The 15,678-nt window shown below is 43.6% G+C and carries 12 protein-coding genes and 1 other RNA gene; 4 read left to right on the forward strand and 9 right to left on the reverse strand.

What is annotated here, in order from left to right; all coding sequences use genetic code 11:
• Positions 1 to 14 precede the first annotated feature (14 nt).
• Positions 15 to 494 (forward strand): MarR family winged helix-turn-helix transcriptional regulator, encoded by a 480-nt coding sequence (locus GTQ48_RS13170; protein ID WP_163107091.1) that lies wholly within the window; start codon positions 15 to 17, stop codon positions 492 to 494.
• A gap of 5 nt (positions 495 to 499) precedes the next feature.
• Here GTQ48_RS13170 and GTQ48_RS13175 read toward each other — a convergent pair whose 3' ends face one another.
• On the reverse strand, positions 500 to 844 hold the full coding sequence (locus GTQ48_RS13175; RefSeq protein ID WP_163107092.1) for an RnfH family protein: 345 nt from the start codon (positions 842 to 844) through the stop codon (positions 500 to 502).
• Positions 841 to 1,272 carry a type II toxin-antitoxin system RatA family toxin gene (locus tag GTQ48_RS13180; RefSeq protein ID WP_032096539.1) on the reverse strand — a complete coding sequence of 144 codons (432 nt, stop codon included), beginning with the start codon at positions 1,270 to 1,272 and terminating at the stop codon, positions 841 to 843. Before GTQ48_RS13180 ends, GTQ48_RS13175 begins: the two co-directional genes overlap by 4 nt.
• Before the next feature lie 194 nt (positions 1,273 to 1,466).
• Here GTQ48_RS13180 and smpB point away from each other — a divergent pair, with 194 nt between their 5' ends.
• Positions 1,467 to 1,946: an SsrA-binding protein SmpB gene (gene smpB / locus GTQ48_RS13185; protein WP_032096540.1), complete on the forward strand. Its 480-nt coding sequence runs from the start codon at positions 1,467 to 1,469 to the stop codon at positions 1,944 to 1,946.
• An 80-nt stretch (positions 1,947 to 2,026) separates the two neighbouring features.
• On the opposite strand, the gene GTQ48_RS13190 is transcribed toward smpB, so the two are convergent.
• Positions 2,027 to 3,265: an NADH:flavin oxidoreductase/NADH oxidase family protein gene (locus GTQ48_RS13190; RefSeq protein ID WP_163107093.1), complete on the reverse strand. Its 1,239-nt coding sequence runs from the start codon at positions 3,263 to 3,265 to the stop codon at positions 2,027 to 2,029.
• A gap of 129 nt (positions 3,266 to 3,394) precedes the next feature.
• Here GTQ48_RS13190 and ssrA point away from each other — a divergent pair.
• Positions 3,395 to 3,751, forward strand: a transfer-messenger RNA (tmRNA) gene (gene ssrA / locus GTQ48_RS13195).
• A gap of 68 nt (positions 3,752 to 3,819) precedes the next feature.
• On the opposite strand, the gene GTQ48_RS13200 is transcribed toward ssrA, so the two are convergent.
• Together GTQ48_RS13200 and GTQ48_RS13205 are read right to left on the reverse strand one after the other, a co-directional pair.
• Positions 3,820 to 6,216, reverse strand: a complete 2,397-nt coding sequence (locus tag GTQ48_RS13200; RefSeq protein ID WP_163107094.1) for an EAL domain-containing protein — start codon at positions 6,214 to 6,216, stop codon at positions 3,820 to 3,822.
• Positions 6,203 to 8,794: an HWE histidine kinase domain-containing protein gene (locus GTQ48_RS13205; RefSeq protein ID WP_163107095.1), complete on the reverse strand. Its 2,592-nt coding sequence runs from the start codon at positions 8,792 to 8,794 to the stop codon at positions 6,203 to 6,205. Before GTQ48_RS13205 ends, GTQ48_RS13200 begins: the two co-directional genes overlap by 14 nt.
• 448 nt (positions 8,795 to 9,242) lie before the next feature.
• On the opposite strand from GTQ48_RS13205, the gene GTQ48_RS13210 reads away from it, so the two are divergent.
• Complete coding sequence (locus GTQ48_RS13210) at positions 9,243 to 11,705, forward strand: TonB-dependent receptor (protein WP_163107096.1); 2,463 nt, start codon at positions 9,243 to 9,245, stop codon at positions 11,703 to 11,705.
• Between the two features lie 97 nt (positions 11,706 to 11,802).
• Here the strand turns inward: GTQ48_RS13210 and GTQ48_RS13215 are convergent, their stop codons facing one another.
• From GTQ48_RS13215 to GTQ48_RS13230, 4 genes are all read right to left on the reverse strand, one after another.
• Positions 11,803 to 13,269, reverse strand: a complete 1,467-nt coding sequence (locus GTQ48_RS13215; protein ID WP_163107097.1) for a sensor domain-containing diguanylate cyclase — start codon at positions 13,267 to 13,269, stop codon at positions 11,803 to 11,805.
• A 275-nt stretch (positions 13,270 to 13,544) separates the two neighbouring features.
• A complete protein-coding gene (locus tag GTQ48_RS13220) occupies positions 13,545 to 14,360 on the reverse strand; it encodes a sterol desaturase family protein (protein ID WP_163107098.1) in 816 nt (271 codons plus the stop codon).
• Positions 14,361 to 14,374: 14 nt separating this feature from the next.
• The gene (locus GTQ48_RS13225; RefSeq protein ID WP_163107099.1) at positions 14,375 to 15,028 is read right to left on the reverse strand and encodes a CDP-alcohol phosphatidyltransferase family protein; all 654 of its coding nucleotides are present in this window, start codon (positions 15,026 to 15,028) and stop codon (positions 14,375 to 14,377) included.
• On the reverse strand, positions 15,022 to 15,660 hold the full coding sequence (locus GTQ48_RS13230; RefSeq protein WP_163107100.1) for an ATP-binding cassette domain-containing protein: 639 nt from the start codon (positions 15,658 to 15,660) through the stop codon (positions 15,022 to 15,024). The genes GTQ48_RS13225 and GTQ48_RS13230 overlap by 7 nt, the downstream gene beginning before the upstream one ends.
• Positions 15,661 to 15,678 lie beyond the last annotated feature (18 nt).

Here is a 15,678-nt window from a genome sequence, read left to right on the forward strand (position 1 = left end):
TTGTTGGAAAAAATATGCGAAAAGAAGAAGAATTGCTTGTTGCCCTACGGCGCGTTATCCGCGCCGTAGACTTGCGCAGCAAACAGCTTAGTAAGCACGTGGGTCTAACTGGCCCGCAATTGCTCGTTATGCAAAATATAGAAGAGCAGCCAGGCATTATGGTTCGCGAAATTGCAGAGAACATTAATTTGAGCCCTGCAACTATCACTAATATTTTGGACCGGCTTGAGTCTCGAGACCTAGCCACACGTATTAGAAGCACCAAAGACAAGCGAAAGGTAGGCGTGTTTCTTACCGACCGCGGTAAAGAAGCGGTTAAAGATGCACCTCGCCCTTTGCAAGAACATTTTGTTGAGCGTTTTTCTCAGCTTAAGGAATGGGAACAGAGTCAGATGGTGGCAACAATGCAACGCATAGCCACCATGATGGATGCAGAAAATATCGACGCTTCGCCATTTTTGGAACTAGGAAGCATTTCCGATAAAACTGTCTAGTACGTTTACTTCGCTTTGAGAGGGTTGACCTTGCCGCCAGTCACTTTGTCGGCTCTACCCTCTTCTTTCGCTTTCTCCGCTCGACGTTTTCTTATTTCTTTAGGATCGGCAATTAGTCCGCGATAAATCTCTATTCTGTCGCCATCAATAAGTGTGTCTTTAAGCCGAACTACGCGACTCCACACACCTACTTTAGTTTTTGACAAATCGATATCGGGATACTCGTAGAGAAGGTTAGAGGACTTTATAGCTTCTTCCACTGTCGCATCTCTATCTATGGCAATGCTAACCAGAGACTGCTTAGTAGGCAGCGCGTAGGCTACCTCAACGGTAATTAGCTCGCTACTCATGCGTATACACTCTTTGCTCTTTCAGTAAACGCGGTCACCATGCTGGACGCCAAGCTATTAAACACCTTTCCAAAGGCCATTTCCGCAAGCTTATTGGCAAACTCAAAGTGCAGGTTAAGTTCAATTTTACACGCTTCATCAGATAGCGCTGAAAACGTCCAACCGCCTGATAGAGACCGAAAAGGACCGTCGACCAACTGCATTTCAATTCGCTCAGCTGGATACAATACGTTTTCGGTAGTAAACCACTGTTTAATCCCTGCTTTTGAGACTAACAACGATGCGCTCATCGCTTGTTCTGTATTGTTCAGAATTTTACTGTCTGCACAACCTGGTAAAAACTTTGGATACGACTCAACGTCATTCACTAAGTTAAACATGGCCTCTGCACTATGAGCTACAAGCGCACTTCTATGAATACTTGGCATCTACTTCACTAATACAATTTCTAATCGCAAAATTATATCACAGTTATTTTTCATTTTTTTAGATCTGAAACCACATTTGTGCATGAATAATCTGTTAGCAGCTGATACTTTTCAGCGAATATAAAACGATACACGCCCAAATTTGTAAGACACATTTAAAGACATTTATTCACACTATCAGTATAATAGCGCCCATGAAAAAGAATAAAGCAAACAAAAATACCACCGGAAACATCGCGCAGAACAAGAAAGCGCGTCATGATTATTTCTTAGAAGACAAGTTTGAAGCTGGTTTAGAGCTTCAAGGCTGGGAAATTAAGAGTATTCGGTCTGGTAAAGTCAATATTACCGATGCGTATATCATTATCCAAAACGCAGAAGCATACCTTGTTGGGTGTAGAATAAGTCCGCTAACTCAGGCATCGACCCACGTTATTGCCGCTCCAGAACGGGCACGTAAACTGTTGCTTAAAAAACGAGAGATTGACCGTTTGATGGGAGCTCGTGATAGACAAGGTTACTCGATTGTTGCTACATCTATGTATTGGAAGAAGTGCTGGGTTAAGCTAGAAATTCACTTAGCGAAAGGTAAGCACGCTCACGATAAGCGAGATACGCTGAAAGACAAAGATTGGCAGCGCCAGAAAGAAAGAATGATGAAGCACAGCGTGTAACGCTGTGCACTCCCCGTTATAAAACGCCTTTAAAGCCGACCTATCAAACGCCCTATCAGTCGTGCTACTAAGTGCCGGTCTTACTGAGGCGTTCTAAATGCCACATCCCGCTTAGTCATTTTCTTACGGTGCAGTAAGTCTAATATTAAACTCCACAGCGGAGATGGGCTTCGCAGTGTGGTGAGGTTGTTTCCAAGGCGACGGAGCTGTCTTCTTACAATGGCCATGTTCGCAAGGCTCGCCAAAGATTTATCTTTCCATGTGCAGTGCGGGATAATGCCGGAATATGTCCATTCCTGTTGCCATTTTTTCGCCAAATTCGGCGTAATGGCAAGTGCACTCGCTAGACCAACAAGCTCACACCCTTCTTGCACTACTCGCTCAGCTATCTCAGCGCGTTTAATCCCACCGGTTGTCATTAACGGTATATCCGTCTTACTCTCTAACGTGTGCGCAAACTCTAAAAAATAAGCTTCTCGGGCAAGAGTGGTATTGTCTTTGGTCTGCCCCTGCATGGCGGGTGCTTCATAGCTTCCCCCTGAAAGTTCAACAACATCGACCCCCAGCGCCTCTAATCGATTTACCACTTCACAAGCATCATCGAAGGAAAATCCATTTTTTTGAAAATCGGCTGAATTCAACTTCACCATAACAATGAAATCTTTCGCACACACCGCGCGTATTTGGCTGACAATATTAATCAGTAGCCGTGCTCTATTGATAATAGAGCCGCCCCACTCGTCTTGACGCTGATTGGTTAGTGGTGACAGAAACTGGGTGAGCAAGTAGCCATGAGCGGCATGAACCTCTACGCCATCGAACCCAGCTTTTTCGGCTTGTTTGGCAGTATGCACAAAACGCTGACACACATCGTGAATATCTTGGCAGGTCATTTCTCGAGGTTCGGCAAACAATTTAGAGTGCTTACCCATATCTAGCGGCACCGCAGAAGGCGCTATCGCTTTACCCTGCATGGCTTTAAATACTTGGCGACCAGGATGGTTTATTTGCATTACGGCAAGCGCGCCGTTGGACTTTATAATTTTTGCCCATTTTTGAAAGGGTGCAAGATTTGTGTCTTTCTCTAGCACCACGCCACCTGGCCCTGTCATGGCCTCTTTGTCTACCATGACATTTCCGGTGATGACCATACCTAGGTCTCCATGAGCCCAATAGCGATAAAGGGAGTAAAGAGATTCGCCAGGCACACACCCCTTGCTTGACATATTTTCTTCCATTGCCGCTTTAACTACGCGATTTCTAACCGTAATACCACAAGGCAATGTATAGGGTGAATATAGAATAGAGTTTGAAGACATGCACAACACAGCTAGATTTGAATAGCTGGCATTTTAAAGGTAATTGATTATAAATGCATCTTTTGAAAGCAATTTATAAAAGAAACGTTTAACGTACACTGAGTTATGTTATACTTCGGTCTCACACTCGGGGCTGATTAGGATTCGACAGGATCTAGGAAGCCGGAGGTGCATGCAGAGGTGCGGCTGGCCTCTTAAAAAAGCCGCTTTAAATAGTCGCAAACGACGAAAACTACGCACTAGCCGCTTAATAACCGGTATAGGCCCTTCCACCACAGCTTAGTTTGCTAGCGTGGGTTTGGAAGGTCATATAAGCAAACTAGCGAGGGAAACTTTCCTAAGGTTGAACCGCGAAATAGTATTAGGACAGCTACCAGGAACCCTGTTTGTCGGGGTCTAAAGTAGTTAAAGAAAAGACAAACTAAGCATGTAGTACCAAAGGTAGACATTTTCTGGACGCGGGTTCAAATCCCGCCAGCTCCACCAATTCATAAAAAGGGCGTATTCAACGCCTTTTTTTGTGCCTGAAATTGAGTAAATTAAGGCTGAGCAGGTCATCCTGCTTGGTTTTTAGTCGCATGGTTAGCTTGCATATACTCCATCAATGCGAACATGCTCAATGGTCTCGCAAAGTGATAGCCCTGCATTGCCGTAGCACCAATGCGTCTGGCAAAGCTCACCTGTTCGCTAGTTTCAAGCCCTTCCAATGTGCATGGCATATCTAAAGCAGAACATAACGAAATTACATTCTCTATGATAAGCGCTCTTCGCTTAGCGCTGTCGTCATTAAGCGGAAAAGTGGGTAACAAGGAGCGGTCGATTTTTATGGCATCGTAAATATCATCGGCAAGCTCAGATATGCATGAAAAGCCTGTACCGAAGTCGTCTAAAGACACTTTAAAACCAAGCAGCTTTAGCTTATTTAGCGTAACCCGCGCTCTTGAGTTTTGCAGTGTAGACTCGGTTATTTCGAGTACTAACTTAGACGAATCGATATTATTAGCGTCGATGACCGTTTTAAACGCCTCAATTATCCCCTTCTTTTGCAGCTGCACTGCTGACAAATTCAGGTTAACTTTGATTTCGTCAAAGCCCCATGAATTCAGTTTATTTAATGCAATACACGCTTCCGTTAGCATGTGAACGCCAATTTCATGAATATGTTGCGTAAGCTCAGCAATAGGGATAAATTTTTCTGGGCTAACAGAACCATAATTTGGAATGTGCCAGCGAGCCAATGCCTCTAATGATAAAACCTTGCCTTCGGTGTCTACTATAGGTTGGAAATAGGCGCTTATTTCTTTAGAGGCTACTGCGTTATCTAACCCTTGCTGTATAAACAGTCTATACTCAATATCTTTTGACAAGCTCTCGTCAAAATTAACCACACTGTTTTTTCCATTTCGCTTGGCAGAATACATGGCGATATCTGCATTCTTAAGTAATTCACTAGCCGTCATCGATTCTGAAGACACCGCTACGCCCAAACTAGCAGTTATTCTAAAATTGCCAATATTGGTTTGAAATGGTTCAGCAAATATGTCTTTAAGCCTTTTAGTAATACCCTCTAGTTCTTCTCGCAAAATTGAGCTGGTTACAATAATAAATTCATCGCCACCAAACCTAATTATATTGTCCTCTTCCCGAACTATGGCTCTCAACCTAGCTACACAGCCTTTCAGCACCTCATCACCTACCTCGTGACCGTGTGAATCGTTGATCAGCTTAAATTCATCAATATCGATAAAAACAATGGCACAGTGTTCGTTAGAAGATGTGTAGCTCTTTATGATTGTATTCAAATAATTTCGGTTGCCAGCACCTGTTAATGAGTCGGTATACGCTAGTTGCTTTAGCTGGGTTTCAGACGATTTTAACTCTGTTATGTCGGTGAATATAGCAACAAAGAATTGGTTAGAACCATCTTGATAGAAAGACGTAACAGACATAACCAGGTGATGCCTAATGCCAAAGTCGTTCACCACGGTCACTTCTGCCCTCAAACCATCAGTTAACACATCTGGCTGCACATCGTCTTTCCTATCACTAGGGAATACGGACATAACATGATAATTAAGCACTTCTTCTTTCACCTTGCCCAGCATGTCACAAAAGGCATCGTTAGCTTTCATCACAATACCGCAATCGTCACACACCAAGACTCCTTCCTGGATCTCGCTTATTATTTTATCTGCAATGCTCAGCTTAGATTTAACAGACTCCATTGGTGAAACGTCTTGAATCGCACCAATTTGAATCGCCCCCTCCGACATTGTGACATCAGACAATACGACTTCGTACCAACGTGTATCGCTTCCATCAAGTTCAACTTGCAGCATGGTGCGATATTTATTTTTCCTTTTGACGGCGGCTTTAAGCTTACCTCTTTCCTCCTCTGGAAACAGGTTATAAAAGCTTTCTAAGCTAAGGGAGTGCGGAAAATCCATTAATTCTTCGACGCCATTAACCACTACCGAATTTGATGCAACGTCAACTTCTAACACACCGAGTTTCGCCACACTTGAGGCCATTGAGAATCGAGAATTTGTGTTTCTTATATCATCTTCAATTCGCCTGCGTTCCATAGCAACACCTATCGCCGTTTCAAGCGACGACCGACCATAAGGCTTAATCAAATACCCGTACGGAGAGATAGCTAGCGCACTGGATATGGTGTCATCGTCGCCGTATGACGTGGTAAAAATTATGGGAATACCGTAAGAGCCAGTTATCGCCTGCCCTATTTCTATTCCCGTCTCTTCTCCACCTAGATTAATATCAAGCAGGATGAGATCGGGTATTTCGTTTTCTAATAAAGAGAAAACCTTTTCAGCTGACTTTGCAACGCCTAGTACTCGCATGCCTAATCCTTCGACGAATCTACTCGCATTCAATGCATCGATGGTTTGATCTTCAACAATAACTGCTGTCTTGTCTTTAAAGTTCCGCATAGACTGCACTCGCACCAGCGTTTTCATTTATGGCGTCTTGCAACACCCCAAAATCTACTGGTTTCGTCAGTACCCGCACGTTCTTTAACGCTGGAGGTAGATCTATTCCGGCGCCGTATCCCGTTATAAACATAAAGGGAATGTGCTTTTTCAAAATTTCCATTCCCAGTTCGAAGGAGTTTTCGTTGCCTAGATGTACATCGAGAAAGACCATTTGTGGCTTATTATGGTCTAGCCCAATCCTTGCAGAGGCTAAATCGCCGTAAATATCAACATCTTCAAATCCGGCTCGTTTAAGCTTTTTTTGAAGATCCAGTGATATAAGTAAATTATCTTCTACAATCACCGCTCTCACTAACCGTTGCCTTTTTGGTTGTTTGTGACGAGCTACAGAACTCGTATCTATATTAGCTGCTCCATGGTTTTCGATAGACGGTATTTCACCTTCTCCCTTCTCAACGTATCTTTTAGGAATGACAAATGAAGCCTGCAAACCTGTAATCTTGGGCTCTATCAAAGCTTCACCACCAAGCTCATGAGGAATAACCGATTTAATCACCGTCATACCGAAACCATCGTCTTGCAGTTTGGTAATCGGAGGCCCGCCCCATTCTTGCCATTTTATCTCGCAATCTCCTGCCTCATTGTAATCCCAAGTAATTGACACCGAGCCTTTTTCGCTGGTTGCGCTAAGCGCTCCGTACTTTGCAGCATTGGTAATGAGTTCATGAAAAACAAGTACCAGTGGAGTAACAGCGTAGGCGGTTAACTTTACGTTTGGCCCTTCAATCTTAAACGCAGCCTCATTAACCATATACGCTTTCAGTTCATTTAACAGTAGTGTGGAAAAGCTGATGCTGTTCCAAGAAGAATGGGTAAGTTGGTCGTGGCCTAGAGCAAGAGCGGTAATGCGAGAGGAGAGTGATGCAACGAAATCATTTAAATCAGTCTTGCTTTGCGAGGTTTGCCCAATAATGGCGCTCACTAAGTTGAGAATGTTCCTCACTCTGTGGTTCAATTCTCCAATTAAGAGTTCGAGTCGTTCGTTGGCCTCTCGCTGTAACGCTTCTTTTTCGTGAAGATGCCGTATTGTGAGCTCCATGATGCCAAGTCGAATTGATTTAGCTCGCTCGATGTCCAGCGTCGTCCAAGATTTTGCTTTACCCTCATTGTATTCCACCCATTTTTCAAAGCTTGTGCGTGGGGTGAGCACTTTACGATCGCCAATTTGGGAAACGCTCTTTTCAGGATTGCCGGCCCAATTAACTTCCTGAGTGACAGAGGTTCTAAAAAGAAAAATGTAATCACAAGGAAGCTTAGAAATCTGCAGCGCTAATACACCGGCCACATGCTTGTCAGATAATCTACTGTCTGCGGCCACTAGATTGTCGAGCTCATGAACCTCCGTATTCGGCAGTTTCTGAAGCACTTCCACCAACATGTGGATTTTCTTTTCACTCAACGACACTCCATTATGCTTATAATCACCATTAAATGCACAACCAATACCGTCAATATCAATAAGCTTTTTAATCAAATCCAGTTGCTCAACCGTTGAAAGCGTTAACGAATTGCTGATAGACAGATTACTGAGCATCTTAGCAAACGAGGCATTCGCGTTTTCGCTAACGATAATCCGCTCCATCACCAATCTACGAGCAAGCTCTAGCGAAAATAATTCACTAAACAGCTCTAATTCCTCTAATACTCGCGAGGACATCAGTTTTGCAGTATTGTGATGGCACGCTATTAAACCCCATAATTTGCCGTCAACAATCAATGAGATTGACATCGAAGCTGCAACACCCATATTTTTAAGATACTGAATGTGCACCTCGGAAACGGCGCGGGTTCTGGAAAACGAGAGATCCAATGGCTGCTTTATATCATGGTCGCATTCGATAGGCTCAGTAACGTCGTGAACATCTGTAATAACGCGAATGAGGTTTTTTTTATACAGCTCTCGTGCCTGTTTTGGAATATCTGAAGCGGGATAACGCAGCCCTAAAAAAGGCTCCATATTGCTTTCTTTCATTTCAGCAATAACTTCACCGGCTCCGTCGTCAAGAAAACGATAAAGCATAACTCTATCAAACCCTGATGCTACTTTTATCCCCGCAACCAAAGCGGCGTAGAGTTCGTCTAAGGTATCCGGCTCTGCTATCTGACTCATCATCGCGGCCAAAACATTGTCTTGTGAGGCGCGGTGATCTCTGTTTTCAAACTCAATAATTGAGGAACTACCACTTTGGTGTACGCTTACATCGAAAAGTGTGTCTGTTGTAGGAAGTGTGAAAGCGTAAAGTCGAGTTGGTTTTTTGATTATCGAGGCTTGATGAAGTGCTCCTCGAATAGAGTGACTTGCGTCTCGTCCCACAAGCTCCCAGAAAGAGGTGCCCAACAGTGCGTTATTGTCGATACCTGGGCCAAAATCTGCGTTTCTGGAAATGTGGGTAAATATACCTTCTTTGTCAGTTGCAGCTAAAAAACCAAAAGACTGTACTCGGCCGAGCTCATGAATAGGCTCTTTGTCGCACTCGGTACCTATATCACTGTTGCTTTGCCATTGTAAATCCATTGCTGTTTACCTTGTATACAAACCTTTATTTGTATCGCAACATCAAAGCATGTCGAGCTGCTGTCTGCTTTATTCACGACTTATATAAGTAATAGACTATGAAGAAATAAAATACTATACGTAATTACTCAATCTAGACAAAAGGTGTACTTCATGTTTATGCAATGTCGCAAGTGTCATTAATCTCGATAAATCAACAAGTTAAACAGTGCTATTTTGTGAAAAATAGTGCTTTAAAATTGAAAGAACGTTAACTACCTGCCGGCGAGTGCTCAAATATCACTCAAACCTTATATAAAACATCATTTAACTAAATGATAACATTATATTTACATGGATTGATTTTACGTTAAGTTAGACATCTGTCTTCGTTCGCCGATATTTATGTCAGATAACACGCAATATTGACGAACTTATTATAAAAATAAACACAACAAGAGAACGTACTATGGAAAAGTGTCCACTTTCATTTTTTAAACGAAAGCCACTTGCGCTTATGGTTGCAGTAACACTCGGCCTGTCAGGCCATGTCGCCCTTGCACAGGAATCAACTACCAACACACCGCAAGCTGAGGCACAAACCGATGACGATCTCTTTGAACAAATTCTGATAACCGCATCAAAACGACAAACAGGACTGCAAGAAACGCCTATCGCTGTTACCGTCACTACTGGAGAGGATATAGCGCAAACGCAAGTATTGGATATACAAGACTTACAGGCTTTAGTCCCTACACTTCGTGTAACGCCACTGCAACGCTCCTCTAATACAAATTTTTCAATTCGCGGATTTGGTAACGGTACAAATAACACAGGTATCGAACCCTCTGTGGGCGTTTTCATCGATGGCGTTTATCGCTCTAGAGCTGCTGCACAAATTGGTGATTTACCTCGCCTAGAACAAGTTGAAGTATTAAGCGGCCCGCAAAGCACACTGTTTGGCAAAAACGCCTCTGCGGGTGTTATTAACGTTAGAACAGCAGGCCCTTCGTTTATAGAAGCCGCCAAAGTGGAATTAGGTGTTGGCAACTTTAATCAGCGCTTATTAAGAGGTTATTACACGAACGGAATTACCGAAGAGTTGGCGTTTAGCGTATCTGGCGGTATTAACAAACGAGACGGCTATACCGACAGTGTTGTTGGACTTGATGATATGAATAACCGTGATAGGTGGAATGTCCGTGGTCAGGCGCTTTACGAACCAACCGAAGATACACGAATCCGATTTATTGCTGATTACAGTGAAATTGATGAACGCTGTTGCACCGTGGCCGATGTTATCAATGGCCCAACGACAGCCGCTGTGCGGGCTCTCGGTGGAACCGTTCTTGATGTAGAAGACCAGTTTGAATTCAAATCAGCGCTTAACCAAAACTCTACTAATACAGTTGAAGATGGCGGTGTTTCTGTTCAAATAGACGTGGATTATGACTCTTTTACACTCACGTCAATTACTGCGTTTCGAAAAAATACGAGCAGCTACGATTCTGATGTAGATTACACCTCACTTGATATCCTTACCGAAACTGGTAATACCGATATAGAAACCTTTACCCAAGAATTTCGCTTAACCTCGACTGGCGATAACGAATTCGATTGGATGGTAGGCGGATTTTACTTCTCTGAAGAAGTGGATACAGGCGATGTACTTTACTATGGGGAAGGAACACGACCATTTTTCAACATTCTTGGTTTACAGCCACTTTTAGAGAGTGCTGAAGACGTATATGCACAACCTCGCAACGCTTTTTTTAACGCGAGTAACTTTGTGGCCACAGACTTCCTGCAAGAAAACGATGCGTTTAGCCTGTTTGCTACCGTTGATTACGATTTAAGTGACAAACTCACCGCGACGGTTGGAATTTCGTATACTGATGATGAAAAAGACGTGTCGGTGTCTCAAGTTCACAACGAAACACTGTCGGCGATTGATTTTGATACGGACCCTACCGTATTCGGCGTACCACTTGCTTTCATTCCAGATTTACAACCGTTTGTGCCTACCTTAAAAGGTGTTCAATTTTTGCCACCGCAGCTTATTTTTCCTAATGAGGTAGAGGGAGGGAATACAAACGACAGCAAAACCACGTGGAACGTGCGCTTAGCCTATGAAGTTAATCGAAATTTCAACGTGTTTGCATCCGCTGCAACAGGTTTTAAAGCCTCTTCGTGGAACCTATCTCGTGATACTCGTCCGTTTCCTAGCGATCAGCAAGCACTTGAAACAGCGAGTTTAACGCGAGCAAATCAAAGCTACGGTACACGCTATGCAGGAGCCGAGGAGTCTACGGTTTACGAGCTTGGTGTTAAGGCAAGATTTAAACGGGGCGCATTTAACGTCACATTGTTCGACCAAACCATTGAAGGATTTCAGTCGAGTATTTTCGTCGGTACGGGCTTTGTTCTGGCAAACGCAGGTGAACAATCAACTAAAGGCATAGAGTTTGATTCTACGTTCAACCTAACTGATGAACTGGTATTTTCCTTTGGCGGGACCATTCTCGACCCGGTTTACGATTCTTTTGAAGGAGCAAACGGCGTAGACGGGCCAGTCGATCTATCAGGAACACAGCCGGCAGGCATACATGAACGCAGCTTTGTTGCGGGGCTTACCTATAACTTCGAATTAGGTAACGGCATGTATGGCTTTGTTCGTTCAGACTATCTTTTTGAAAGTGAAGCACGACTTGTAGAAAACGTTCCCGCTGAACTTACTCGAGAAGTAGGCACGTTAAACGCGAGTGCGGGCCTAACTATGGATAACGGTTTAAGCGTAAAAGTGTGGGTTCGCAACTTGAACAATGATGAGTATTTCTTATCTGCCTTTCCACCACCAATTCAAGCCGGTAGTTACAATGCATACCCGAATCAGCCTCGTACATTCGGTGCAACCGTGTCTTATGAGTTTTAGGCTATAACAAACAAAAAAAGCCCGCTCTGGAGTGTTTTAACTTTTCAAAGCGGGCTTTTTTTATTTTTATTAAGGAGCGCTTTAATTCAACAATGCACTAAGCGCAGACACGTCCCCTTCCCGTCGATTTTGCTCGGTAAAGCGCCTTATCAGCCTTATCAATCAATTCAACACAGTTCTCATCACAGTTATCTTCTTGAGTAGCAATGCCAATACTCACCGTTAACAGGCCATCATGAGGCGATGCTTCGTGCTCTATACCCAACCCCTTAACATTCTCAACAATACGATTGGCTATGTCCTTCGCTCGGTCGGTGGTTGTAGAAGGCAGGATAACAGCAAACTCCTCTCCGCCGTAGCGGGCGACTAAATCATCGGTACCCACACAACTGTCTGCTAGTGTCTGAGCGACTTTTTGAAGCACGCTGTCACCGGCAACATGACCATATTGGTCGTTGTATAGTTTGAAAAAATCCACATCAATCAGCAAAAGAGATAGTGCGTCTTGTTTTCGACAACTTTGGGCTAAGTCTTTATCTAAAGTGCTGTTAAACAGGCGTCTGTTTGCTATGCCCGTTAATCCGTCAATATTAGCTAATTTTTGCAGTTGTCTATTAGCCTCAATCAGCTCCTGCTGCATAGTATGAATGGCTTTACGATTATAAATATTTTGCAGCGTATTGCCCAACATGTCACCAATTCGCTTTAAGTATTCTATATCTGAAGCACTCCACGTATAAGGGCTTCCGGTGATGTCACAACCTATAAAGCCGTGAGTTTTACCATCTGCCATAATTCGGGAGCACAAGATAGAACATATATTTTCTTTCTGAAATTCTTCACGTTCGGCAATCGCTGAGTCGGGAATGTTGCTTACGTCATCCACTTTAAATAGACCATGCTCAATATGACCTATTAAATACGGCATTTCCTTTGTTGGCATATTTTGCAATTCGTCAATGTAAGGGTTAACGCCCGCGGCCACCCACTCGTGGGTGTTAGACATCAAAGCAAAATCGTCTGAGAACTCAAAAAGATAACAGCGGTCAACATCACAAAACTCACCAAAGGCAGCGAGACTTTGAGCAATAATAACGTCCAAATCTTGTGCACTGGCATTAATGAGTTTTGAGGAAAATTTGGTAAGTAACTGGTTAAATTCAATATGCCGCTGTGCACCAGCGCTATCGTTTCCGTTATTGGCGGTCACTCGATTATTCGCATCAATGTGGAACACCAGCCATTGTGTGCCATTGTCTGTAATGGTTGAGCCATTAATAAAGCAGTGTAACGAGCGCTCAGGAGTTTGAAGGCGAACCCAGGTGCTTGCTACATCGCCTTTTTCTAATGCTTGATAAGGACATTTCTCACCAGTAAGCTCATTCTTAGTGAGGGGGTCATAAAAACGAAAATCTGTGGGTTCACTGCCTTTTTTGCTATCAGGTGATATGCCGAAAAGTGAAAGAAACGCGGTATTTAAGCAATAGCTGCTATCACCTCTTTGCTTAAACATAAGGGGTGTGGGAAGCTGCTGAAGCAATTCATTTCTTTTATTACTGTGCAATATCAACCTCTCGTTACTTTGAGGCTTAGAAGCTAGTCTCAATGATAAGCTTCTAAGCTGTATATTTCATCATCGCAATCTCTACTGAAACGCTAACTCCAAGCGTGCACATCTATGTTAAAAAACGTATTTATTGATAAAACAGGCATTGGTTATGTGCGAAGTATAACAACACTTACCTCCACTTGCTGTTTTTTTCAACACCCATGAATGATATATGCATCCAGTAAAAAAATTAACAATATAAACAAAAACGATTGGAAGGTTTATTCAGCTCAATCTTTAGCCGGTCTGGAAAAGGGCTGACGAAGCAGCGATAGCATGCTTGCGTTGTCTTTTGTGGGCGGCACATCACGTTGCCCTATTGGCAACTTATCGTCGCTTTCATGGGCACGGGACTTAAAGCTATTAAATACCTTATCCCACCACGATACGCTAAAACCAAAATTGCTGTTAGATTCTTCTTTAGCTTGGCTATGATGAATGCGGTGTAATCGTTGAGTAATGATGAGTGTCGACAGTCTATCGTCCCACTTTTGAGGCAGTCGTATGTTGGCATGATTAAATAGCGCAAAACCATTCAATGCGACTTCAAAAATGACAATTGCTAAAACAGGCACGCCAAACGCGACTACAGCGGCAGTTTTCACACCTAAGCTGATCACTATCTCTATTGGGTGGAAACGTAAACCTGTGGTGGTGTCTACATGGCTATCTGCGTGATGCATTTTATGAATGCGCCACAACAATGGAATGGTATGAAACAACCTGTGCTGCCAATAAATAACCACGTCCAGTAGTAATACCCCCACCACAACGAGTACTGCACTGACTAGCGTGCTATTTGATGCAAAGAGAATGTTGAATAGGCCGTAGCCTTTTTCGCTAGCCCACAACGACATCCCTACCAATGAAGCTGGCACAAGAAGCCGAGAAACCACTGCACCAAAAACAACCATAGACAGATTGCCTACCCACCGCTCTTTGCGAGATAGAGTTGATTTACGCGCAGGTAAAAACGCCTCTAGCATCGCCATGATGAAGAAAACCGAAATAAACACTGAAAGTCGGATTACTGATGTAGTGTCCATTCACCCCACTCTTCTTATAGCTGGTTTGATTTCTGACTACTCGCGTTAGACTGCTCTACTCGTTTAAGTGTAGCAAAGCCGCCGCTTACTCTTGTCACTATGGTAACGAGACAGGCCGCTGCAAAACAGTAAGCCATAATAGGAAAATGGTTAGGCCAGATACAAAACGCTAAAAAGACAGCTATCGTCTCGGTACCTTCAGTAAGCCCTTGCATGTAATAAAAGCTTTTATTCGCAAACTGTGGGCGGTCGATATTGAATTTCTCTGCCGCGACTGCGAATGCAAGAAAGCTGCTTCCCGTGCCAATAAAGGTGGCCAACAATACCACAGCAGGTATCCCCCATTCACTGGGGTTCGCAATGCCAAACGCTAATGGAATTGAAGCATAGAATAGAAAATCTAAGCAAATATCTAAATAACCACCAGCACTGCTACTGCTTTTTTGATATCGCGCAAGCTCGCCGTCGATACCATCACACACTCTATTGAATATGATGAAGCCAAGGGCCCCTAGCCACCAGTTAAGAATTATTAAAGGCACGGCTATCAAACCAACAATAAATCCTGCGAGTGTTACGTGATTAGGCGTTATACCACGTTTGTCTAAGCCAACAACTATGGGTCTTAAAAGCGGTTTGATAAACGGGGTTACTTTGGCATCTAACATGATGATAGCTCAATGGCTTGACCACCGGCTGACACAGCATCGGCACTGTCATGAGTAACGAGTAGTGCGGGTATATTGCGCTCGCGCAACTGCGTGAATGTCCATTCCCGAATGTGTTGTCTAAGCGCTGTGTCTAATTTACTAAAGGGCTCATCAAGTAATACCGCCTGTGGCTCTGCAGCTAACGTACGCAATAGAGAAATACGACTTTGCTGACCACCAGACAATGTGGTTACCACTCTATGTTGCATTTCATCTAACTCAACAGCGTGAAGCAGCTTTGCCACAGCTTCTCGTTTTCTGCTCTTTGTTTGATACTTAGCACTAGGCATAGCAAACATAATGTTCTGCTCTACCGTCATGTGCTCAAACAAAAGTGCATCTTGAAACATAACGCCAACACCGCGCCGATGTGGCGGCTGACTAGCTAGATTCGTTCCATCTATTGAGATGGAACCCGAAAACGAAAAAGGCGTGTCGAGATGCCCTGCTATTGCCTGCAGCAGCGTTGACTTACCCGACCCACTTGGCCCCATTACCGTTAAAATTTCACCCTCATCAACGGTGACATCAAGGGAAAGTAGCAAAGCGCTCCCCTTAAAAATTTCAAGCTCTCTGAGTGTCAGTGCCATTTACGCTCTCTTTTCTGT

Source organism: Alteromonas genovensis (genome assembly GCF_010500895.1).
Classification (GTDB): Bacteria; Pseudomonadota; Gammaproteobacteria; order Enterobacterales; family Alteromonadaceae; genus Alteromonas; species Alteromonas genovensis.